This is a genomic window from Bradyrhizobium sp. USDA 4451 (genome assembly GCF_054822585.1).
This window is the reverse complement of sequence record NZ_JBTRCH010000001.1, coordinates 8,163,758-8,185,943: the sequence shown is the minus strand read 5'-3', so window position 1 is coordinate 8,185,943 and position 22,186 is coordinate 8,163,758. Positions and strand designations below refer to the sequence as shown.

General features: G+C 57.9%; 14 protein-coding genes and 6 pseudogenes. 14 read left to right on the top strand and 6 right to left on the bottom strand.

What is annotated here, in order from left to right:
- Positions 1–12 precede the first annotated feature (12 nt).
- The 3 genes from ACVMB0_RS38080 to ACVMB0_RS38070 are packed head-to-tail and all read left to right on the top strand — an operon-like array spanning position 13 to position 2,063.
- Positions 13–1,143 carry a RidA family protein gene (locus ACVMB0_RS38080; protein WP_461349548.1) on the top strand — a complete coding sequence of 377 codons (1,131 nt, stop codon included), beginning with the start codon at positions 13–15 and terminating at the stop codon, positions 1,141–1,143.
- A 3-nt stretch (positions 1,144–1,146) separates the two neighbouring features.
- Entirely contained in the window at positions 1,147–1,644 is a 498-nt protein-coding gene (locus tag ACVMB0_RS38075; protein ID WP_461349547.1) for an FAS1-like dehydratase domain-containing protein, read from the top strand.
- Positions 1,641–2,063, top strand: coding sequence for a MaoC/PaaZ C-terminal domain-containing protein (locus ACVMB0_RS38070; protein WP_461349546.1), 423 nt, complete (start codon positions 1,641–1,643; stop codon positions 2,061–2,063). The genes ACVMB0_RS38075 and ACVMB0_RS38070 overlap by 4 nt, the downstream gene beginning before the upstream one ends.
- A gap of 269 nt (positions 2,064–2,332) precedes the next feature.
- Here the strand turns inward: ACVMB0_RS38070 and ACVMB0_RS38065 are convergent, their stop codons facing one another.
- Complete coding sequence (locus tag ACVMB0_RS38065) at positions 2,333–3,298, bottom strand: LysR substrate-binding domain-containing protein (RefSeq protein ID WP_461349545.1); 966 nt, start codon at positions 3,296–3,298, stop codon at positions 2,333–2,335.
- A 242-nt stretch (positions 3,299–3,540) separates the two neighbouring features.
- Between ACVMB0_RS38065 and gabT the strand changes: the two genes are divergently transcribed.
- From gabT to ACVMB0_RS38040, 5 genes and pseudogenes are all read left to right on the top strand, one after another.
- On the top strand, positions 3,541–4,824 hold the full coding sequence (gene gabT, locus ACVMB0_RS38060) for a 4-aminobutyrate--2-oxoglutarate transaminase (protein ID WP_461349544.1): 1,284 nt from the start codon (positions 3,541–3,543) through the stop codon (positions 4,822–4,824).
- 13 nt (positions 4,825–4,837) lie between these two features.
- Positions 4,838–6,307, top strand: coding sequence for an NAD-dependent succinate-semialdehyde dehydrogenase (locus ACVMB0_RS38055; RefSeq protein ID WP_461349543.1), 1,470 nt, complete (start codon positions 4,838–4,840; stop codon positions 6,305–6,307).
- Between the two features lie 177 nt (positions 6,308–6,484).
- A pseudogene (locus ACVMB0_RS38050) lies at positions 6,485–6,660 on the top strand (IS66 family transposase); the annotation flags it as partial.
- 57 nt (positions 6,661–6,717) lie between these two features.
- Entirely contained in the window at positions 6,718–7,125 is a 408-nt protein-coding gene (locus ACVMB0_RS38045) for a hypothetical protein (RefSeq protein WP_461349542.1), read from the top strand.
- Positions 7,126–7,656: 531 nt separating this feature from the next.
- Positions 7,657–9,249 carry a GMC family oxidoreductase gene (locus tag ACVMB0_RS38040; protein ID WP_461349541.1) on the top strand — a complete coding sequence of 531 codons (1,593 nt, stop codon included), beginning with the start codon at positions 7,657–7,659 and terminating at the stop codon, positions 9,247–9,249.
- A gap of 454 nt (positions 9,250–9,703) precedes the next feature.
- On the opposite strand, the gene ACVMB0_RS38035 is transcribed toward ACVMB0_RS38040, so the two are convergent.
- The gene (locus ACVMB0_RS38035; RefSeq protein ID WP_461349540.1) at positions 9,704–11,017 is read right to left on the bottom strand and encodes an aminotransferase class I/II-fold pyridoxal phosphate-dependent enzyme; all 1,314 of its coding nucleotides are present in this window, start codon (positions 11,015–11,017) and stop codon (positions 9,704–9,706) included.
- A 603-nt stretch (positions 11,018–11,620) separates the two neighbouring features.
- Positions 11,621–11,988: pseudogene (locus tag ACVMB0_RS38030) on the bottom strand (transposase); the annotation flags it as partial.
- An 84-nt stretch (positions 11,989–12,072) separates the two neighbouring features.
- Here ACVMB0_RS38030 and tnpA (ACVMB0_RS38025) point away from each other — a divergent pair.
- From tnpA (ACVMB0_RS38025) to tnpC, 3 pseudogenes are all read left to right on the top strand, one after another.
- Positions 12,073–12,542: pseudogene (gene tnpA / locus ACVMB0_RS38025) on the top strand (IS66-like element accessory protein TnpA).
- Positions 12,523–12,875 (top strand): annotated as a pseudogene (gene tnpB / locus ACVMB0_RS38020) (IS66 family insertion sequence element accessory protein TnpB). The pseudogenes tnpA (ACVMB0_RS38025) and tnpB (ACVMB0_RS38020) overlap by 20 nt, the downstream one beginning before the upstream one ends.
- Before the next feature lie 52 nt (positions 12,876–12,927).
- Positions 12,928–14,497, top strand: a pseudogene (gene tnpC, locus ACVMB0_RS38015) (IS66 family transposase).
- A 76-nt stretch (positions 14,498–14,573) separates the two neighbouring features.
- Here tnpC and ACVMB0_RS38010 read toward each other — a convergent pair.
- The 3 genes and pseudogenes from ACVMB0_RS38010 to ACVMB0_RS38000 form a co-directional block, all read right to left on the bottom strand.
- A pseudogene (locus tag ACVMB0_RS38010) lies at positions 14,574–15,359 on the bottom strand (IS256 family transposase); the annotation flags it as partial.
- A gap of 530 nt (positions 15,360–15,889) precedes the next feature.
- The gene (locus ACVMB0_RS38005) at positions 15,890–17,236 is read right to left on the bottom strand and encodes an LLM class flavin-dependent oxidoreductase (protein WP_461349539.1); all 1,347 of its coding nucleotides are present in this window, start codon (positions 17,234–17,236) and stop codon (positions 15,890–15,892) included.
- Between the two features lie 417 nt (positions 17,237–17,653).
- On the bottom strand, positions 17,654–17,914 hold the full coding sequence (locus ACVMB0_RS38000; RefSeq protein WP_461349538.1) for a hypothetical protein: 261 nt from the start codon (positions 17,912–17,914) through the stop codon (positions 17,654–17,656).
- Between the two features lie 806 nt (positions 17,915–18,720).
- Between ACVMB0_RS38000 and ACVMB0_RS37995 the strand changes: the two genes are divergently transcribed.
- From ACVMB0_RS37995 to tnpB (ACVMB0_RS37985), 3 genes are all read left to right on the top strand, one after another.
- Positions 18,721–20,331: a GMC family oxidoreductase gene (locus ACVMB0_RS37995; protein WP_461349537.1), complete on the top strand. Its 1,611-nt coding sequence runs from the start codon at positions 18,721–18,723 to the stop codon at positions 20,329–20,331.
- Between the two features lie 788 nt (positions 20,332–21,119).
- The gene (gene tnpA, locus ACVMB0_RS37990) at positions 21,120–21,515 is read left to right on the top strand and encodes an IS66-like element accessory protein TnpA (protein ID WP_461349536.1); all 396 of its coding nucleotides are present in this window, start codon (positions 21,120–21,122) and stop codon (positions 21,513–21,515) included.
- On the top strand, positions 21,512–21,730 hold the full coding sequence (gene tnpB / locus ACVMB0_RS37985) for an IS66 family insertion sequence element accessory protein TnpB (RefSeq protein WP_461349535.1): 219 nt from the start codon (positions 21,512–21,514) through the stop codon (positions 21,728–21,730). Before tnpA (ACVMB0_RS37990) ends, tnpB (ACVMB0_RS37985) begins: the two co-directional genes overlap by 4 nt.
- Positions 21,731–22,186 lie beyond the last annotated feature (456 nt).

Genomic DNA, 22,186 nt, shown 5'->3' with positions numbered 1-22,186 from the left:
ATTGAGCGGACGATGACCATTTCGGCAATCCATACTGAGCGCTTCCCTTGGTTCGACTACAAGCGTTATTCGTTCTCGCTCGGGTTAAAGACCGCTGCCGGGACATATCTGTCCGGCGCCACGGCTTCTGAGTACGATGCAGCAAGCAGGCGCATGGTTGTGCGCGGTGGAATGCAGGAACAGATCTCCACGATCTATGCCAAGGTGGCAGCCATCCTCGAAGGAGGCAGCCTCGGGTATGAAGATGTCGTCAGGATCGTCGAATATGTGCGGCCGGAAGGCATCGAGCGCTATGAGGGAGCGGCAGCCGTGCGGCGCGAGTTGTTCGGCGCATATCAGCCCGTGGTCAATACCGTCCCGGTCAGAAGCCTGGTCCGACAGGACGCCTTTATTGAGATTGAGGTGACCGCCGCCCCGCCTACGGCCGTCGAGCCGACCGCGGTCTTCCTGCCGACCATTCAACCCGTTGACGATCTGGGCAAAATCTTGGGTCCGGGTGACCTTTTGGCTCAGACTGAGGCAGTGTACGACCGTGCCGCGCGCAAGCTATCCGCGCTCGGTCTCGGCTTCGACCGGGTGGTGAAGATCGCCACTTACATCACGCCTCCTGCGCTAGCCGCCTATGAGAAAACAATGCAAGTTCGACGAGCGCGGCTCGGCCCTGTATTTCCAACGGTTGGCTGCGCGGTGATGCCGCGTCTGCTGCATCCTGAGGCGCTCATCCAGTGCGATTTCATTGCCACGCGCGAAACGCCGGTCGCGGTGAACCCTGGCTGGGCGAGCTACGACGAGTTCGCCTCCAGCCCAGCTGTTCGAGCCGGAAAGCTACTGTACATGTCGGGTCAAGGCGCTCTCGATCCGAAGACCAGGCGAGTGCTGCATGAAGGAGACATCGTCGGGCAGTCCGAATACATCTACGAGAATGTGCTCCAGCTGGTTCGGGCCGCCGGTGGCGCGCCACATCACTTGGTCAAGACAATCGAGTACGTCGCGCCGGCCTCGCTCGATCGCTATCGCGACGTCGCCGGCGTGCGCTCCAAGTTGCTGCAGGATCCGCTTCCTGCCTCCACCGGGCTCATCAGCGAAGCACTGTTGCGGCCCGAGATGCGGATCGAGGTAGATGCTCTCGCTGTCTTGGACTGACCCATGACGCTGCTGACTGACGACGTTAAAGCTTGGATCGGTCGTGAGGTACACTACCCGGCGCGAGAGGAGCTTGGCCGAGCCTCGATCAGATACTTCGCGCTCGCGACGGGGGACGAGAATCCTCTCTACTGCGATGATACTTATGCGCAGGAGGCCGGCTATGCATCGGTGATCGCCCCGCCCACATTGGTGTGCGAGACCTGTCAATACGCTCATCGTCGGCCGGATGCGAACGGATATATTGGCCATGAGTGGCAGCTTCCCATCACCGACTGCCGCGTGATTCGCGCGGGCAACGACTATGAATTCATGCGAATGGTGCTGCCGGAAGATCGTATCTCGGTCACTTGGACCCTTGAAGACATCGTGGAGAGAAGTTCGTCGCGCGGAGGCACGCAGCTCTTTGTCAGTTCGGTCGCGCGCTACACGGACGCGACGGGTAAAGTGGTCGCTATCAACCGCGAAACGGTTGTTTATCAGCCGGTGGGCAAGCCATGATCAAGCCGACCAAAAACGTCTCGGAGGTGCAGCTGGGGGAGAAGTTGCCGCCGCTGCAGAAAATGTTCTCGGTGATAGATCTCATGGCGTACGGCGCTGCCACTTGGGATTGGCACCGTCTCCATTATGACGTCGATTTCGCTCGGAGCATGAACCTGCAAAGTCCCGTCATCGACGGCCAGGCATTTGGCGCGCTATTCGCTCGCGCGGCAATGGATTGGGCGGGACCGCAGGCTTTCATAGAGCGGATGTCATTCAAAATGAAGTCGATGGCATTCTCCGGGGAGACGCTGCGGATAGAAGGAAAGGTGACGGAGATCTGCTGCCAGACCGTGAGTGTGACACAGCGGCTCACCACTAGCGATGCTCGTCTCGTCTCCGAAGGAGAGACCAAGATGCGACTACCCTCATCGATGTGATCGGATTAGTCTTGGTCAGACGCAAAGCAGGAGGTGCATGGCTTGCTGAGAACTGAGCAGCGGAGCTCAGCCACAGTAGTTGAATTGCAATCACCGATGAGCTTTCGAAACCTAGCGGCAGGTTCGACCAGCACCGGCGCGATTTTGAGCGCACTCTTGGAGATGCCGGACCAGTTAACCTGGTTCATGGCTATGCGCTGACAGAAGGATCATTTCGCAACGCAAGACGGGGTCTTCGGGCGGGAAGCTCGTTACATCAGCTAGCGTGTTTACCCTTCGTTCCGGAGGCCATTCTCCAGCCATACGCGCAATCTCTGGATAACAGGATCACGGGCACGCGCCGGCCTGATGTACAGGTAATACCCGTTAAACCTCACATGAATCCTTAACAATTCGACGAGCTTGCCTCCATCGATTTCGTGACCGGCGGTCAATCGGGAGGCCAAAGCAATTCCCTGACCTGCGACCGCAGCGTCGATGGCCATGTTAGCGTCCCAGAGCATCGGTCCCTTCAGTGGCCCCTTCAGCTTGCAACCAGCGGCCTTGAACCAGGTCGTCCACTGCTGACGACTCTCTTCATGGATTAGCGGCAGCTTTGAAAGTTCGACAAGGTCTTTGGGTTCCCCATGTCTGGCAATCCAGTCCTTGCTCGCAACTGGAAACATCCGCGGGCTGATGAGCCACTTTGCTCCGGTGGGCAGATCCTCCTTTGAACCGAAGCCGACCATGACATCCGCCTCCGAATTGGTGAAATCAGGCAAACGATCACTTGCCCTGAGCAGAATCTCGGTTCCAGCGAGGGTCCGTTCGATTTCCGACAGTCTTGGTGCGAGCCAGCGCGTGGCGAGACCAGGCATTGCCCAGATGCGCAGCATTCCCTCCCGCGTGCGGGGGCGAAGCTCGATAGCAGCGGCAGCAATGATCTGGAACGCCTCCGAAACGGCGCGGTGAAATATCGCGCCCTCCTGAGTCAGTCTCGTGCCTCGCGGTCCGGTCATGAGGAGTTTGCGGCCTGCCCAGGACTCTAGGTTGCGTACATGACGACTTATTACGGTATGGGTCACGCCGATGTCGTCGGCCGCTTTCCTCATGCTTCCCGTCCGCGCGGCCGCCTCGAACGCCCGTACCATCACCAGCGGCGGCAGCCTGGGCGCTTCAAAGAGGATATTGTCGGAAGGTTTTCTCGAGCGGGGGGGCATCGCGCGTGACTTCATGTCCGGACCCTTGGTCTGCATGAAAACTCTAGTGCACGCCCGCGTTCAAAATCAATGAGGGAGGAGCTGAGTCGTAGGCGACTCCCCTGAGAGTCATAAACGGTCGTGGAATGGGATTAAGAATCGCAATGCGGGGTGAACCATTCAACCCACACGCCTTCAGTTCAGTGGTGCTTCTGATGAACCACTGAGTTGCAATCAAACCGATACCGAGGAGCAGCGGAGGTCAGGTACGACTGGGAAATAACGGAGGAAATTGTCCGGTGACCAACAGTGCTCTTCTGCAGTCTCGCCGTGTCGTCGCAGTTCCTCGTGGGCTTGCGTCTGCATTTTCTGTGCACGCGGCCCGAGCGGAGAATTCCGAGCTCTGGGATGTGGATGGGACGAGGTTTGTTGACTTCGCAGGTGGGATAGCGGTTCTGAACACCGGTCACCGGCATCCGGCGGTGATTGCTGCAGTGCAGACTCAACTCACCGCATACACTCACACCGCCTTTCAAGTTGTCCCCTACGAGCCCTACGTCGCGCTGTGCGAACGCTTGAACCGGCTCGCTCCCTTCAGCGGTGATGCCAAGACGATCCTATTCTCAACTGGAGCGGAGGCTGTTGAGAATGCGGTGAAGACTGCGCGCGCCCATACAGGGCGCACGGACGTGATCGCGTTCGCCGGTGGTTTTCATGGCCGCACGCTCATGGCGAGTGCGCTTACGGGCAAGATTGCACCGTACAAAAAGAAGTTTGGCCCTATGCCGTCGGGAGTGTGGCACGTGCCATTCCCTGTGCCCCAATACGGCGTCTCGGTTAGCGACACCCTCAGGGCTCTCGATTATCTGTTTCGTGCAGACGTTGATCCAGCAAACGTTGCCGCGATGATCATCGAGCCTGTTCAAGGCGAAGGAGGTTTCCATCCGGCGCCGGCCGAACTGCTGAATGCGCTTCGTCGGATCTGCGATGATAATGGAATCGTGCTGATTGCGGACGAGGTGCAGACTGGATTCGGTCGCACGGGCAGGATGTTTGGAATTGAGCATTCAGGCGTGGAGCCTGATCTCCTGACAATCGCCAAATCGCTTGCGGGCGGCTTTCCACTCTCGGGAGTAATCGGACGTTCATACATCATGGATGCTCCGGAGCCCGGTAGCCTGGGTGGCACCTACGCCGGCAGCCCGATCGCGTGCGCGGCAGCGCTCGCGGTTCTGGACGTGATTGCGAATGAGGGACTCCTCGAGCGCGCCAATATTATCGGAACACTGCTCCGGAACGAATTACAGCGCATCAGCAAGCGAAACGACGCAGTCCCCATCGGCTTTGTGCGAGGTCGGGGGGCGATGATTGCATTTGACGTGTTGAAGGCGCGGGGCGGCACCGAACCCGATCCGGAGGCGACAAAGCGTATTATCCAGGTGGCGCTCGAAAATGGGCTGATCCTTCTGGCCTGTGGTGTGCATGGTAACACGATCCGCCTGCTGATGCCTCTGACCATTCCGGACACCGTCCTAACCGAAGGCATCGCGAAGCTCGAGAAAGCTCTCACCACTATTTGCTGAACGGGATCATCGAATGTTGGATCCAGTACCGCTATCCCATCGGCTGTCGGACAGCTCACTGCTAAAGCAGCAGGCGTATATCAACGGTCGCTTTATAGGAGCTGCCGATTCCGCGGTGGTGAATCCGGCGACCGGTCAGGCGATTGCAGCAGTACCGGACTTTGGTGCGGCCGAAGCAGTTGCAGCAGTCGATGCGGCCGCTGCGGCCTTCACCGGCTGGGCAGCAAGAACTTGCAAGGAACGCGGCTCGATATTGCGTCGCTGGTTCGAGCTCGTGGTTGCTGCGCGAGAGGATCTTGCCGCCATTCTGACGAGCGAGCAGGGCAAGCCGCTGACTGAAGCGCGGGGTGAAATCGATTACGCCGCTTCTTATATCGAGTTCTATGCTGAAGAGGCTAAGCGCGTCGCAGGTGAGCTTCTTCCTTCACACCGTCCGGACGCTCGTATCCTTGTGCAACGGCGCCCGATCGGTGTTGTGGCAGCAATCACGCCCTGGAATTTTCCTGCGGCGATGATCACCCGAAAAATCGCCCCAGCTCTTGCGGCTGGCTGCACGGTCGTCGTGAAGCCGGCACCCGAGACGCCGCTTACCGCCCTAGCTCTCGCAGAGTTGGCCCATCGTGCCGGATTCCCGCCAGGCGCCGTGAATTTCGTCACCGGTGACGCCAAGGCGATCGGGTCCGTACTTACGACCCATCCAGCCGTGCGGCTTGTGGGTTTCACGGGGTCCACGGCAGTCGGCAAGTTGCTTATGAGTCAGGCAGCCACCACGGTCAAGAAGGTCGCTCTTGAACTCGGTGGCAATGCGCCTTTCATCGTCTTTGACGACGCCGACCTAGATGCTGCGGTCGACGGCACCGTTGTTTCGAAGTTTCGGAACATGGGGCAGACGTGTGTCTGCACCAACCGTATCTATGTGCAGGAAGGGATCCACGACGCTTATGTGAAGAAGTTATCCGCGAAGGTCGCCACCCTTCGCGTCGGCGATGGGCTTGACGCCAACATCGACCAGGGTCCCCTGATAAACGAAAAAGCGCTGTGGAAAGTGCAAATGCACATGAAAGATGCGCTCTCTAAGGGGGCATCGATAGCAATTGGCGGCGAGCAACACGCTCTGGGAGGGACTTTCTTTCAGCCTACGGTACTACAAAGCGCTACGAGCGATATGTTGCTGGCGAGCGAGGAAACTTTTGGCCCAATTGCTGCGATCTTCCGCTTCAAAACAGAGGAGGAGGTCATCCATGCCGCCAATAATACGGCGGCCGGGCTTGCCGCTTACTTCTATGCGAAGGACGTCAGCCGCATTTTCCGCATTCTCGAGGCCCTGGATTGCGGCATGGTCGGCATTAATACGGGCCTAATCTCGACCGAGCTCGCTCCGTTCGGGGGTGTGAAGGAGAGCGGTAACTCCCGCGAGGGTTCTCACCATGGGATCCTAGAGTTCACTGAATTGAAATATGCCTGCCTTGGCCTCTCGATCTAATGCTGTCATGCGCAGTCTTCGCATGTCGCCAGAGCACTCTGGCTTTGCCTAAATGTAGGTCAGACTTTTGAGGAATGACACCATGATGTTCGTACATCAATTGCGTGCTATCGACTGGCTTCTTAGCGCCTGTCAAACGATCAGCAACTTCTCACATAACTTCCACTATATCCTTCCATTGAGATCGAGAAGATCAAGCGCGAACTATACGGTCAGCGTCCCAATTCGCACTGCACAGAGGCTGAAGCGGTCGGAGTTGGAGCTCGAACAAATTGCCAGCGGGCGAGCGAGGATGAGCTTGTCAGGCCGCAGCGGCGAAGACGCAGAACCCCGTCACGCGCGAGCGGCCGGTGAGCAACCAATGACTCGACGAGATCGAGTGCGAGGTGAATCGCGACTGGTGAGGGGGCGTGACCAAGATGGAGCCGCGCCCAGTGATGGCGCGCGATGTCGAGCAAGCGCCGAGCCACCTGCCAGTTTCCAGCGCAATCGGCGAGACCGGTTGCCATCCAACCGTCGATGTCAGCCACTCCGAGGAACGGCCCGTGCATAGACAAAGCAAAGAATCGCAGAGATCTTCCGAGAGGAGGATAGCCGGGCTTGGCCGGCCACGGGCCTTTGCCGTCACGCCACTCTTCCACGTGATCAAACGCCGGGTGCTCGCTGCCGATCGCCTTCATGGCGACGATAGCACCATCCGAATGCTGGCCAAGTGCACGCAGATCCGACCGATCCGGACTATGTGCTTGCTGACTGTTCCTTCGCTGCCGGCTCGAGGCGACTACAGGAATCTGTTTGCAGGGTACCAGCGAAACTGACATATTGGCCGCAACCGTATAAATCGTCTCCCGCGACACATCTTTCGAAGCCAACGACAAGAATGCGCTGCGAAGTCTACTACGGCGGATCCACAGTGCTTTTCAGCATTGACAGAAATCTCGCCGTTTCTATGCGTCATTCGCGTCGAGCTCCAGGAAAGGCTATGTTTGGTCGAGGGACGTCGAACCCATAGAGCCGAATAGACGGTCAGCGACAAGCTGAACCCCAGCCAACGGCGAGGTTACCGCAGCTCAAATTAGGTGTCGAGGCGACAGAAAGTATGCGTGCTTTAGCAGATCGTCATTTGGTAGCGCGGCAAATGGATCTCCACGAATCGACCATCGTCAAGGTTCACCGTAGCAAACATGTCGGGTGCGCAAGCGACGTATCCGTCGGTCGTAGCGCGCTGTAGCGTCTCTTCGTCCATCATGGTAATGTCTTAAATGGCTACAAAAGAGAAGAACAAGTAAAGTACGAGTCAGACAACGCGGCCCGTGCACCGGTCGCAAGGCTGAAGGTTTGGAGCCGGCGTGCAATCAGAGTTCGATTACATCATAGTGGGCTCGGGTTCGGGCGGAAGCGTCGTAGCCTCGAGATTGTCTGAAGATCCGAACTTGTCAGTGCTGCTTGTGGAGGCCGGTGGCTCAGACAAATCGCTTAAGATCGTTATGCCAGGTCTTGCGGGTTCGCTGTATGGGGATCCGAAGTATGACTGGTGTTTTACCGCAGAGACCGACCAGACGCGAACGGGCCAGCGCGACTACATGCCTCGCGGGAAAGTTCTTGGGGGAACGAGTGCGATCAACGCAATGTGCTTTCTTCGCGGCAGCGTCGAAGATTTCGACGATTGGGCTTCACTCGGCAACGACGACTGGGCTTACCGGAGCGTTCTGCCCTATTTTCGTAAGTTGGAAAGATATGAGGGGGGTAAAAGCTTGACGCGCGGCGACGCTGGCCCGCAGCCGGTGTCATTCTTGAGGTCCGCACATCCCATGTCAAAGATATTCTTGGAAGCTTGCGTAGGCCATGGGACCAAGCACATAAAGGACCTCAATAGCGGAGAGTACGAAGGCGTTGGCGTTCCCCAGGTGTCGCAGCTCAAAGGCTCGCGATATAGCGCGGCGCGTTCATACGTCCGGCGTGCGGTCAAGCGTCGAAACTTTCGCCTAATGTTGCATACACAAGTTCGACGAGTTCTGTTCGAGAATCGTAGGGCGACCGGCGTTGAAGTGATTGCAGGTGATAGCCGCATTGCCTTAAAGGCTCGGAAAGGAGTTGTGCTGAGTGCTGGGGTGTTCGGCTCGCCACACATTCTTATGCTCTCAGGCATCGGACCCGCCGCGCAATTGAGACGTGTTGGTATTGATGTTCTTGTTGATGCTCCAGGGGTCGGCAGCAATTTCCAAGATCACGCCGGCACGCGTCACGTGGTTCGAGTTGATACCAGAACACTCAACATGATAGTCGGACCGATGGAGAAATTGGCGGCGGGATTGCGTTGGCTGCTTCTTGGACACGGGCCAGCAGCGAGCTCGATGACTCAGGTGGTCCTGGCGCGAAAGCTAGATTCCCGAAACTGGCGTTCGCGCTTTCAAGTTCTGTTCACGCCCGGGGCCTATGAGTTGGGCTCGAATGGGCCTCGATTTCTGGATCGGCCTGCCGTCACGGCAATTGTAAACGTTCATCGGCCTTACTCTTCTGGTCATCTCGAGTTGGCCTCGTCTGATGTGCGTGACCCCCTCAAGATTCACCCCAATCTCTTTGCCGACGAGCGTGACGCCGACACTCTCGTTGCGGGCCATAAGATCTTGAGGGAGATTTTTGATACGGAGCCGCTTCGGAGCCGCGCTCTCGAAGAGCTGAAACCAGGTGTCCTGCTTCAGAGCGACGATGAGCTGAAGGCGTTCGTCAAAGAGACGGCGAGAGGCATTTTTCATCCTGCCGGAACTTGTAAAATGGGTGTCGATTCATCAGCCGTCGTCGGCAGTAGGTTGTCTGTGCACGGTGTGCAAAATCTCTACGTGTCCGACGCTTCTGCTATGCCGTTCGTCGTCAGCGCGAATTTAAGCGCGACTTGCATGATGATGGGAGAGAAACTAGCCGAATGGCTGAGGGCTGCCTGAAGTGGATGCAGATCGTACAGGACCGATCGCTGCGAGGCCAGAATTAATCCGCTGCTCATCTGCATCGCTGCATGGACGAAAGCCGTTCGCTTCGTCGCTTTAGAACGCGCAAGCGACAGGCTATCATGAAACTGGATAGGGTAGGCTCGGGCAGCGGCGCGGGCAACCCGGGCACGACAGAACTCCAAAAGCGATCTCGTGCATTTTGCGGCAGGCCACGCTCACTAGGCAATCACTAAGCCTTGCTCTCCAGGAGAAGCGCCAGCTCGGAAGTCATCATGAGGTATCGAAGTCTGTCGATGTCGTAGCTATCGCTTCAACTCACAGTGAGCGTTTCGATTAGATCCGGGCGGTGGCAAAGGCCAGTCTGTACATCTTCGTCGAGCAGCCACTCGCGATGTTGCCGTGAGGATAGTTTAGTCTCGTGCAAGTGAAGTAGCGTACACGCGCAGAATTATGGGATTACTTTTTGGTGCCGCAGAGATGGAAAGAGGCGCTTGCTGTTGTCAGCTTGTGTTGGAGCTTCCGTTAGGGGACGCATTTGCAAGATGCATGAGCACAGCCGCTCTATATCGTCGACTTCGTGATCAGCCGTGATACATATTCGAACTCCTGCCTTTCCTCGCGCAACGGTCGGGAAGAATGTGACCGAGGTATAGAACCCGGAGGTAAGAAGCTTCTGAGCGAGTGAAATGCCGCCCGCTTCAGATCCTGTGGTGATCATCCTAATCGGAAGTGCATTTCCAAGCTCGGCCGTCGCTATGAGGCGATCGAACAGCTCGATCCGGTGGGCCAATCGCGTTTGTCTATCATTAAGTTCTGTTGATTGGTGAATTTTGCACGATCCAAGTGCTGCGCCGACCGCAGCCAAATTGGGCGCCACCGAGAACGCGTACGGGATAGCATATCGCCGGAAAAGAGCCTCTTGGTGGGCTGTTCCGAGCATCAACATACCGCCCGAAGCCCCGAAGCCTTTCCCTAATGATGCTGCTATGATCGTGCGTTCACCGAGTTGTTGAGGTAACTGACAGCGAGCAAAGCCCTGTCCTTCTCGCCCAAAGAGCGAGATCCCATGAGCATCGTCAATATAGAGAAATAATCCGTAGCGTTCCTGAAGCCGGCGAAGCTCCGGCACCGGTGCATTTCCTCCCATGGAGTAGACGCCATCGCAAACGTAGGCAACGTCTGGATGTTCTCGGCAAAGATCCTCGAGCTGCTCCATGTCGTTGTGGGAGATCGTTTTCACTTGTGTTTCGTCCGCTACCACCGGCTTGTGATAAGCAAGCGATATATGGGCGCTGCGATCGAACACCACGAGCGGTTTACGTCCGTTTGTTAGTTGACCGGAAGCAAGCAGGGGCATCGCGCCCAAATTGGCGAGCATGACAGTTGAAAATGTGAGTACCCGAGCGCAAAACATCTTCGAAAGGGTCTCTTCTAGCTCTCCAAGAAGGTCGAAGTTTAGGCGGGTGCGTGCGCACGACCAATGCAACGAATGATGAGCCTGAATGGCTTCCATGGAACCCGCGATAACCATTGGATGATTGTCGAGGCCCAAATAGGAGCATCGAACGAAATCGACTATTTGTGGGCGGCTATCGAGCCGGCCAGTACCGAGGGCAAAGGCGCGCCCCCTCGTGGAACGTCCATGTATGCCCATGAGACCAGCCTCGTGGGCCGCATCGAAATATTTCCGGCTCTCATTGATTACATAGGCGGTGTTGCGAAAGCGTCCGGTTCGAGCGTTATCGGATAGTTGGCTTGCCATCTCGTGTCCATTCTATTCGTGGGTCGACACGTGCGGCGTTCCACGACAGTGCTCGTAGGAACGCTATGATTGCGGTTCAGTGTCGCGACCAATGATGATTAAGTTGAGCACAATAGCCTCAGTAGCGCTGCTTGAGCAGCCACTAGATCGAATAGGATGCTGAGAAGCGGGGCGCCGTTTCATGGTCTTGACCCATGAATAGAGTCTATCCGGGTCAAAACGGTACTTCGGAGCAGCACGCTGGGGACGCAGCACGAGACCGATCTTTGGCGTTGCTAGAGGGTATCGCGCCGCCACAACGCCCTGGGTCTTTCCTCACGCTGATTGAAGCGTTTGGCGCCTCGTGGTACGTGCATAGCGACGGAGAGGTGTAAGCCTCATCGGGAGCGCTCCGCGACAGCGAGCCGGATTGAGCGAAGCGAGTGCTTTTGATTCCCAGCTTCGGAAGTTCCCCGCAGGCGTTGGCATCATACGCTGCGTCAGCAATGACAATCTTTGCCAACTACCCTTGGCGAGCAAGCGGAGCACTCCGTAGAGATCGTGTCCCTGAGCGTGGTGTAACTGGCGGCGGGGCACCGCGTTCGCCGGCAAGAGCCGGACTGGTCAGCTGGCGATAGCCGTGAGACTGACGGTTGGATCATCGCTCAACGGCGCGATGGTTTCCAGCGTCATGTAGCGGGCGCGCTGGACGGCCCATTCATCGTTCTGTTCGAGCAGGATCGCGCCGATGAGACGGACGATGGCGTCTTCATTGGGTAAGATACCGACCACCTCGGTGCGCCGCTTGATCTCGCCGTTGAGGCGCTCGATCGGGTTGGTCGAGTGCAGCTTGGTCCGGTGCTGCGGAGCTTGGGCAGCTTGGGGCGGAGCTGGTCGGCGACCTTCCGCCATTGCGCTCGTGCGGCTTCCGCATCGTCCTGGGCAAAGGCGGTTGCGATGAAGGCAGAGACGACACGCCGTCCGCTCTTGCCGGGTAAGCGCGAATTTCCCCGCACCTTTTGGTTTTGAGTGCTCTGATGCATGAGGTGTCCACTTAAATAGGTGGACACCTCATGATGAGCGACGATGATCAGAAACTGCGTGTCAGGCTTGTTGGTCGGAACGGTCGCCGGCGCTTTGAGACGACATCGAGGGGGCGTCTTGTGGCGGCCTGCCTTGAGCCTGGCGTTTCGGTCTCGAGACTTGCGCTCGAACATGGGGTCAACGCGAACCTGCTTCGGAAGTGGATCAAGAAGGACGCCGCGGCCAGGTCGGCGCCGTCGTCGTCACCCTCGGCGTTCATCCCGGTTCACCTTGAGGGGACCGCCGAGCGAGGTTTGTCGCGGCAAGGCAGTGTGGCGGCGGTGGATTTGCCGGCTTGCGATGAAGTGCGTGGTTCGGAACCAAAGGGACTCCAGCTTTTTGTTCTCCGGCCAAAGTGAGCGTGTCGCTGCCGAACGGCGTGAAGCTCGCGCTGGAATGCGGCGATGTGGATGCATTGACGGCGATTATCGGAGCACTGGGCCATGTTCAGACTGGGCGGTGACCTGCAGGTCTATCTGCACCGTGAGCCGATCGACTTCCGGGCTGGCATCAACAGCCTTGCGGTCCTGGTCCAGGAGACGATGGCGCTCGATCCATTTACTCCGGCGGTTTTTGCGTTCTGCAATCGCCGTTGCGACCGGATGAAGTTGTTGTTCTTCGACGGTCCGGCTTTGTGCTGGTCCTGAAGCGGCTGACTGAGGACAGGTTCCGATGGCCGCGCCGCCAGGAGGTGGTTATCCGGCTTACGCCCGAGCAGTTGCACTGGATCCTCGACGGCATCGATATCGATGCGATGGTCCGTCATCCGGTGCGGCAATATCAGGTTGCCGGCTGAGCTCTTGAGTTGAGCGGTTGACGCGTCGGAACGGTTCAGATTCAAGAATCCGATGAATCGAACCGGCGATCCGAGTGTCGAGGTGCTGTTGGCGCGCATTGCCGCGCTGGAGGCGGAGAATCGTCAGCTCACGGAGCGCGTCGTCAAGCTGGAGGAAGAACTGGCGCTGGCACGCCTGCATCGTTTTGCGCCGCGCAGCGAAAAGCACGTCGACCGTCTCTTCAATGAAGCCGAGCAGGCCGCCGATGAGGATGACGCCGGCAGCGAAACGAACGATACCGCCGAACTTCCGGACACGGGTCTGCCATAGGTCGAAAGCACGACGGGAAAGAAGCGCGGCCGCAGGCCGCTGCCGGCACCTGCCGCGCGAGCGCGTCGAGTATGACCTGCCCAACGATCAGAAGGCGTGTCCTTGCTGTCGTGGCCAGATGCATCGCATGGGCGAGGCTGTCACCGAGCAACTTCATATCGAGGTGAAGGCGAAGGTTTTACAGAACGTGCGCTTCAAGTATGCGTGCCGCCATTGCGATCGCACCGGGATCAGCGCCCCTGTCGTGACCGCGCCGATGCCGACGCAGCCGTTGCCTGGCAGCGTTGCCACGGCCTCAACGCTGGCGTTTGCGCTGGTTCACAAATATGTCGATGGCACGCCGCTCTACCGCCTGGCGCAGGCCTTCGAACGCGCTGGAGTTCCTGTCAGGCGCGGCGCTTTGGGCCACTGGGTGATCGGCTCCAGCGAGAAGCATCTGCATCGCATTTATGACGCCCTGAAACTGCAGCTCAGATCACAACCTCTCATCCATGGCGACGAGACGACGGTTCAGGTCCTCTCAAGGAGAAGGACAAAACGGCCACCAGCACATCGTACATGTGGGCTTATCGCAGCGGCAAGGCCAGTCACGAGCCGATCGTTCTTCTGGATTATCAGCCGGGCCGCGGCCAAATCCACCCGCAGGCCTTCCTCGGCGATTACCGTGGCATCTTGATGAGTGACGGCTATACCGCATGGCGCACGCTGGAAGGAGCCACCCACATTGGATGCATGGCCCACTCCCGGCGGCGCTTTGTCGATGCACTCAAACCGAGAAAGAAGGGTGGCGGGCCGCCGGAACAGGCGCTCCGGTTCTTCGAACAGCTCTACCGGGTTGAAAGGCAGGTGCGGGACGAGAAACCGGAGAACGGTGAAACACAGGCCGACTGCATTCGCCGCTTCCGCCAGCAACACAGCATTCCTGTCCTGAACGCCCTCAAGGTATGGCTCGATGACATGGCCCCGAAGGTCTTGCCTAACAGCAAGCTCGGCGACGCCGTGTCCTATACACTGAACCAGTGATTATCTGACGCGCTACACCGGGGACGGCAACATGCCGATCGACAACAATCTTCTGGAACGCGACATCAGGGTTTTTGCAACTGGCCGAAAAAGCTGGCTGTTCAGCGGTACCGTGGACGGAGCCAAGGCCAGCGCCGTCGTCTACAGCCTGATGCTGACCTGCCGCACCTCACGTGCTGAGCCGTTAGCGTGGTTGCGCCACGTCCTCACCGAATTGCCTCAGCGCGCCGGCGACGCCGATATTACCGACCTGCTGCCCTTCAACTTCCACAAAGCCGCCACTGCCTGAACGGCCCGGTATCGCCCGATACTAGGGCAATCCTTCAAAATCGCCGGCGTCAACGTGCGGGGAAAATCGCGCTTACCTTGCCGGCGTGCGCCAGCGCGTTACGCATGAAGTGAACGCGGCAGCGCTGCCAAGAGGCGTTGAGCACCTTGGCGACGGTCGCCTTGATGCCCTCATGGGCGTCGGAGACGACCAGCTTGACGCCGCGCAGGCCACGGCGAGCGAGCTTGCGCAGGAACGCCGTCCAGCATGTCTCAGCCTCCGAGGGGCCAATGTCCATGCCGAGAACTTCGCGCCGGCCGTCGCTGTTGACGCCGACCGCGACGATCACCGCGACCGACACGATGCGGCCCCTGCTGGCGCACCTTCACGTAGGTGGCGTCGATCCACAAATACGGCCAGTCGCCCTCGATCGGACGGCCGAGAAAGGCCTTCGCCTTGTCGTCGATCTCGGCACAGAGCCGACTCACCTGGCTCTTGCAGATGCCGCTCATGCCCATCGCCTGCAACAGATCGTCGACGGAGCGGGTCGAGACGCCCTGCACATAAGCTTCCTGCACCACGGCGGTGAGCGCCTTCTCGGCCATCCGGGTGGGGCTCCAGAAAGCCGGGGAAGTAGGAGCCCTTGCGCAGCTTTGGGAATGCGCAGCTCGACCGTGCCGGCGCGGGTCTCCCAAATGCGATCGCGGTAGCCGTTGCGCTGCGCCAGCCGCTCGGGATTCTTCTCGCCGTAGGCGGCCCCGGTCTGGCCTTCCACTTCCAGCTCCATCAGGCGCTGGGCAGCAAAGCCGATCATCTCGCGCAGCAGATCCGCATCAGGGGTCTTCTCCACGGGCGTCCGCAGGTTCAACATCTCGTCGGTCATCGGTGGTTCCTCGAATCAGGTTGGTGTCAGCAACCCGACCCTACCGGCGAACTGCCAGTGACCACCGCAAAGCCGCCCGCCCGCTACGGCGCTATGTGAGGGCGCGCGTGCGGGCGGCTTTGTTCTACCGAGCTACACCATCACTGGGGACACGACCCTCCGTAGAGCTCGTGAGGTTCCTGCCGTGATCGAGACGTCCGTCCTCGTATGTCAGTGCGTGGAGTTCGGTGTGCCTCCAAGTGAGCGGCCTGACGCCGCAACATCAAGACCGCCGCGGAGAGACATAAACTCGGCACTGCGCCATTTTTTGTCTATCGGCGCCGACATTGTGGCGCCGAGCAAACTTAAGAACGGTGGCCACGTAAGCGTTAGGCGCATAAGTAACCCGTCCGAGCCGATGCACCGCTGAAGAGAGGTGCACGATCTGTCAAACCGCTGTTTCGACAAGAGTTACCGCGTGCCGATCATCTCAACTAAAAGAGACGTCGCATTGTTCCAACTAGATCAGCGACCAAGGCGCCGAGGCCGCGCTATCCAGACGCGGCCTGCGTGAATGAATTGACCGGGCGCTTGAGACCGAGATTCTCTCTTAAAGAGTGTCCAGAGTAAGCAGACCTAAACTTTCCTCGCCGCCGCAATTCGGGGACAATAAGCTCATTGAACTCCTTGAGACCGTCAGGAAGAGTGGCCAAACACAAATTGAATCCGTCGGCTGCGCGTTTGTCAAATGCGTCTACCATGGTTTGAGCGACTTCGTCAGGGGTACCCACAATCATCAAGTGCCCGGCGCTGTCGGATATATAGGTCATCAGCTGTCTCCAAGTAAATTTGCGGCGAGCAGCCAGTTCAAGAAGGAGCTTCTGTCGACTCTGGAATAGATTTGTTTGCGGCAGGGTTTCGGGAACAAACGAATCAAGATCAACCGAACGCAGGTCGGTAACAAAGCCTAACCATCGCTCAGCCACGCCGGTTAGAACATCGATGTGCATGTAGGAATGAAGCCTCTCAAGCTTATCCAATGCTTCTTGCTTGGTTCGTCCGACGATCGGGACGAGACCTGGCATGACTAACACTTCATTGTCATCTCGCCCAAATGCGCGCACCTTCTCTTTGAGTGCCGCGTAGTATCTCTGTCCGTTATCAAGAGAAGGCTCTGCAGTGAAAATGACCTCTCCAAGTTCTGCTGCAAATGTCATCCCAATATCGGACGCGCCAGCTTGAACCAACACGGGATGTCCTTGCGGAGGTCTTGCAGTGTTTAATGGGCCTCTTACTGAAAAGTGCTCTCCTTGGTGGTTGAGCGTGTGCATTTTATTGGTGTCTACAAAAATTCCGCTTTGCTTGTCGCGGATAAAAGCATCATCTTCCCACGAGTCCCAAAGACCCTTGACAACTCGGACAAATTCTCTCGCTCTAGCATAGCGCGATTGGTGGTTTGGCAGTTCCGTTGTACCGAAATTGGCGGCTTCGAACTTGTAAGCTGAGGTGACTATATTCCAGGCTGCACGCCCCCGCGACAACTGGTCTAGAGACGCAATCATTCGCGCAACATGATAGGGTTGATTGTGCGTCGTGGTTGCTGTTGCAACTAGGCCGATATTTTGTGTTCGCGATGACAGCGCCGACAGCAGGGTCATTGGCTCGAATCCGTCGTGTCGGCTTCTGCGAGCTATTGTGGTGTCGGCCTCATCTGTTACGCTTGGAGTGTCGGGGCAAAATATGAAGTGAAGTGCTGCACTTTCGGCAGCTGCTGCAAGGTGTGCGAAATAGTCTACGTCAACTCCGCCGTTGGCTGGCACGCGTGGCTCGCGCCATGCAGCTTCGTGACATCCGGCCTGAAGAATCATTATTCCAAGCTTCATTTCGTCGCGCCGCATAGTGCACCTCCTCGTTCAAACATTGGAGTTTTCCACCTTACCTGTGCACACACTTCGTTCAACCACCAGCATTCATAGGTGATCATCTCCCAAAAAGATGAACAGGGTTAGTCCGTGTGTAGCTCGACCTCGATCGGGGCAGCGTAGCTGACTTCAAAGTTGATGCTGGTTCGCAAAACCCTTAAAGACGCTCAAAGAAGACGTAGCTATCGCGAGCTGCGCTTCGGCTCAGCGATGGTGAAGGAGCTCGACCGTCAGGGACGCCCTGCGTGGGGAGCATAGTCGCGGCAGCCGCCTTTGTGGTTTAATGAGTTGGCGATGCCCGCGGCCGGCAGAGTCGCGCGATTGCCCTCAGCGCCGGATGACCCAAGTGATTGTTCAAGTCGCTCTCTGGCCGCTGTTGACTGATCGCCATGGTCAGGGTGGTGACACGAGATGAGTGCGACCAAACGTATAGCATCCCAGTATCGCCCAGCCGACGATCTTATCGTCCATCATACCGCGATCCGATCTTCTTGGGCGGAATGTGCGCGATATCGGCAAATCAGATTCGGTCGCCTGCGTGGCTGCAACGTAACGTTCGATGAGGTTTGCCGCCATCGGCAGGCAATGACGGCTGCCGGTAGTCCGAGCGCGGCGCGATGGTGCAACAATGGCGCCGATGTCGTACCGCTGCATCAGCGGTTTGATCCACCGACGGCGTCTCGCGGCGGCACTGATAGTGTGACACGGAGACGCCTGCTGCCACAACGTCGGGCATTCGTTTTGCTCCGTGGTGGGTCCGCGCGTCGCCGAGCCCGGACTTAAGGCCAGAGCTTTGCCAAAAAGAGCCGCAGCATCGATATGCGCGGACCGCTTCCTCGCCAACGGACGAAATCGACTGGGCGCATAGTCCTTGGCAAACGCCCTGCTTAGGGTTCTTACATTCGGCACTTCCTGGCTCGCAGAGCTATTGCATGTGTCATTCGTTCAAGAGAGGCCGCCACGGTGTTTAGCTATCTGGCAGTTAGTTCTCGGGCCGAATGTAAGCTCCATTGTGGACCGCGTCGTCGCGTAGCCTGCCCGTGACTATGAGAGGATAGGAGGTCGACCCCCGCGGATCCGAGTCGAACGAGTTTGGGCCGAGTTCGTGTACGCGTAACCACCAAATTAAGTAGGGCAGGAAGTAATGTGATCGTGGTACAAAGGAATTTACTCGACTACGGATCACCGAGCAGATTAGATGACAAGTTGCTCAACGGACTCAGTTGTTCGGCCGTACGCCGCGTAGCCTGGTAAGTCGTGGGTCAGGTGCGGCGGATCGAAGGCTGGGCCGGAGGTATCGGAGAGGGCTCGTCTGGCGGGATCATAGCCAGTGTCACGGATCTTAACGTACGACGGAAAGCTCAACCCCCTTAGTCGGCTTCAACCAACCATGGAAAGCGCAGGTGATGTCGGAGCAGATGATGTCGGAATCGTCCGGATAGGCATGGGGAGGATGGAGAATGCGAATTATGCCCGACTGGGATTACATCATCGTGGGCGGCGGTTCGGCTGGCTGTGTGCTCGCCAATCGCCTGAGCGAAAATGCGAAGGACAAGATCCTGCTGCTCGAAGCCGGTCCGCGCGACTCGTCAATGTGGATCGATATGCCAGCAGGTTATATGAAGCTCCTGAGTCACAAGAAGTTCAACTGGAACTATGAAACAGAGCCGGAGAAAGGGCTGGCTGGCCGACGATTCGCGTATCCCAGCGGTCGTATGCTGGGAGGCTGTAGCTCGATGAACGGTCTGCTCTATGTGCGAGGCCAGCCGCTTGATTATGACACGTGGAGCCAACTCGGTAATCATGGGTGGTCGTACGAAGATGTGCTACCTTATTTCAAAAAGTCGGAACATTATGAGGGACAGCGCGATCATTCTCGGGGTGAAAAGGGACCTCTCAACGTTCGTAGGTTGGAGGGCCATAATGTCCTTGGTGACGCTCTCATCAATGCCGCCGAAGCCCAAGGCTTTTTGCGCAATAAGGACTACAACAGCGGTCGGCAGGACGGCTTCGGCTATTATCAGGTAACGACCAAAAACGGTCGGCGGTGGTCAGCTGTTCGCGCCTTCTTGAATCCAGCGCGAAGCCGATCGAACCTTCACGTTGAAACAGATGCGCTGGTATCGCGCATCCTACTTGAGGGCAAGCGGGCGATTGGCGTCGATTATAAAGTGAATGGCGACAGGCGCGAGGCTCGATGCAGCCGAGAGGTGATCCTCTCGTGCGGTGCTATTCAGTCGCCGGGCATACTGGAGCGTTCCGGTATTGGTCGACCAGAGCTCCTCAAAGCCTTCGGCATCCAGGTTCGTCACGAACTGAAGGGAGTGGGCGAAAATTGCGGAAATCACTTCGCGCCATTTGTTACCTGGAGGGTGAATCGGCCGATCACACTCAACGAGCAGACTCGAGGGCTGAGCCTTCTTCGCGAGATTGTACGATACTATGTCGGTGGTACGGGTCTGCTCAGCAGGATAGGAGCCCTAGTATTCGGATTCGTGCGCACTGAGCCTACTTTGAGGACACCAGATGTGCAATTTATCATGGCTCCAGGGAGCTATGATAGAACGCGCGCGGGACGGCTTGAGAGCAAGCCCGGTATGACCGTGGTCGTCAACCAATGCCGACCCGAATCGCGCGGTTCGATCCACATCAAGTCGCCTGACGCTCTTAACGATCCTTCAATTTGGGCAAATTTTCTGTCCGCGCACGCCGATTGCCATTGCACTGTCGCGGGTATGCAGATCGCGCGCAAGATCATGCAGCATCCGGCTGTTGCCAAATACATCGACTTTGAGGACCAACCAGGCCAAAAGGTCCAGAGCGATGATGAGTGGCTCGACTATGCTCGTCAGACCGGTGGAATAATGTATCATCTTGTCGGGACGTGCAAAATGGGGCACGACGCGATGGCTGTTGTGGATGATCGTCTTCGCGTGCAGGGCATTGGGGGCGTACGCGTTGTCGACGCTTCAATCATGCCGACAGTACCATCAGGCAACACCTACGCGCCTACCCTCATGGTGGCCGAGAAGGGCGCCGACATGATCAAAGCAGCGCGTCGATCGGCATAAATTGCGGTGGTCATCGATCCGCCCTGCTGTCCGCAAACGGATTATTCTGTGCGTAACAAATACGCGGGAACGAGTGCGAGCGGCGTCCTGAGCGCCTAGCGGGGATCGGCTTCGGTTGTGGATTATGCATCCGTAAATCGCAATGCACATCGTTGCGTGAAGATGAAGATCGCGCCAGCAGCGTTTCTCGAATTGGACGAGCAAGGCATCCTGCTGAAGCCGTTCTATACGCCAGCGTAGTTATGCCTCGACGGTGTTCCGGAAGCTACATTTTCCGCCGGCCACTATTAGCGAGGTTGGTCCTCGTTTTCGGCCTTCAATAGCTGTCATTTCCGTCGCAGGTTGGTTGTCCAACAGTTACGGTGCGCGGCATGGCTACGCACGCGGTAAGAGGTCAGCTTTTGGATCATTCCTTGGCCGCCACGTGGAAATTCATTCACGACCTTAGCCGGCAGGTCCCTCGCGAGCGTCCGGACGGAGGCGGTCTGGCGGCTGTGGAACGCATCAGTTTCGATGGACGGGCGCGGCCGCCCCACACCGTTCCCCGGTTGGATTAGGTGCCGGTGCCCATGCTGGTTGTGCTCTATGGTAAAAGCGCACAGAGGTCCATTTCCGACTTCCAGCGCTGTTATCTGCTTCCGAAGCGCGCCAGCTAAGACCGCAGCTCACTGGGGAAATCTTCAAGTAAAATCGTATCCTTCGTACGCATCCGACGGGCGCCGTCTTGCGTGACGTGAGGTAATTCGCGAAGCGTGTGACCTTAAGTCTAGCTTTAAGGTCATCAGGCGATGCGGGTCGAGGTTTTGGGCGGGCTGGAGCGGCGGCGGCGCTGGTCGCAGGACGACAAGGCGCGGATTGTCGAGGAGACGTTGGTGCCGGGCGCGAAGGTGACTGAGGTTGCGCGCCGCAACGGAGTCGCGGCCAGCCTGGTGTTTACCTGGCGTCGACAAGCACGGACATCTGAGCAGGTTGTACCATCTTTTGCGCCGGTGCAGATCGTCGCTACGGAGGTGGAGGAAACTCCGAAGCTTTTGTCTGCGGGGGGCGGCCGGGTGCGCTCCGTAGTGTCCGCGCGTACTGGATTGATCGAGATCGATCTTGGCAACCGGCGACGCATCCGAGTGGATGCGCACGTCGACCCGGAGGCGCTGGCGAGGGTCCTCGAGGTGCTTGAGCGCCGATGATCGCCATACCGGGTAATGTGCGGGTGTGGCTCGCGACCGGCCATACCGATATGCGCCGGGGCTTCCCGAGCCTTGCGCGTCTGGTTCAGGAGAGCTTGAAGCGTGATCCGCACGCTGGTGATCTTTACGTTTTTAGGGGCCGCCGCGGCGACCTGATCAAGATCATTTGGCATGGTGTGCTGCAGAGCATGAAGGAGGTGAATAGCCGAATTTGATGCGTACAGCTTTATGAGAGATGGAGGTTGGCCCTCCTGCATCGGCGTTCCAGGCGCAGGTGCAAAACCACGACACTGTGGCTTCGCTTAAAAGGCGCGGTCATCAGCAAGTGTTGCAAAAGTCCCGGGTTTAAGGGGCAGGTGAGTATCCAGAAGGCGAGCGAAAGCGAATCTTCCGATGACGCGTCGAAAATTATTTAGACGTCGCCAAAATCAGGGGCGCGTGCCATCCCTGAGATCAATCCGTGAGGTGCTTGGATTACTGCGCGGATGGCGACCGGCGTTTAGGGGGCGCGATCTGGATACAGGCTCTTGTAGAGAACTGCAGGAACCAGTCGTTGTGATGCCAAGGGAGAAGTTCAAGCGGCGCACACCGTGAGACGAGAGTACCGAAGCACGACACTGGGGCGGATTGGCTCGTAGTAGTGATGAAGGTACCGTAATGGGACTGGAGCG

What these genes read in the sequence shown, in the direction of transcription:
- ACVMB0_RS38035 (WP_461349540.1), bottom strand. Translation starts at nt 11,017, where the DNA reads ATGGCAAGCCAACTATCCGATAACGCTCGAACCGGACGCTTTCGCAAC.
- ACVMB0_RS38055 (WP_461349543.1), top strand. Translation starts at nt 4,838, where the DNA reads ATGTTGGATCCAGTACCGCTATCCCATCGGCTGTCGGACAGCTCACTG.
- ACVMB0_RS38000 (WP_461349538.1), bottom strand. Translation starts at nt 17,914, where the DNA reads ATGCAGCGGTACGACATCGGCGCCATTGTTGCACCATCGCGCCGCGCT.
- tnpB (WP_461349535.1), top strand. Translation starts at nt 21,512, where the DNA reads ATGATCGCCATACCGGGTAATGTGCGGGTGTGGCTCGCGACCGGCCAT.
- ACVMB0_RS37995 (WP_461349537.1), top strand. Translation starts at nt 18,721, where the DNA reads ATGCGAATTATGCCCGACTGGGATTACATCATCGTGGGCGGCGGTTCG.
- tnpA (WP_461349536.1), top strand. Translation starts at nt 21,120, where the DNA reads ATGCGGGTCGAGGTTTTGGGCGGGCTGGAGCGGCGGCGGCGCTGGTCG.
- ACVMB0_RS38075 (WP_461349547.1), top strand. Translation starts at nt 1,147, where the DNA reads ATGACGCTGCTGACTGACGACGTTAAAGCTTGGATCGGTCGTGAGGTA.
- ACVMB0_RS38080 (WP_461349548.1), top strand. Translation starts at nt 13, where the DNA reads ATGACCATTTCGGCAATCCATACTGAGCGCTTCCCTTGGTTCGACTAC.
- ACVMB0_RS38065 (WP_461349545.1), bottom strand. Translation starts at nt 3,298, where the DNA reads ATGCAGACCAAGGGTCCGGACATGAAGTCACGCGCGATGCCCCCCCGC.
- ACVMB0_RS38070 (WP_461349546.1), top strand. Translation starts at nt 1,641, where the DNA reads ATGATCAAGCCGACCAAAAACGTCTCGGAGGTGCAGCTGGGGGAGAAG.
- ACVMB0_RS38005 (WP_461349539.1), bottom strand. Translation starts at nt 17,236, where the DNA reads ATGCGGCGCGACGAAATGAAGCTTGGAATAATGATTCTTCAGGCCGGA.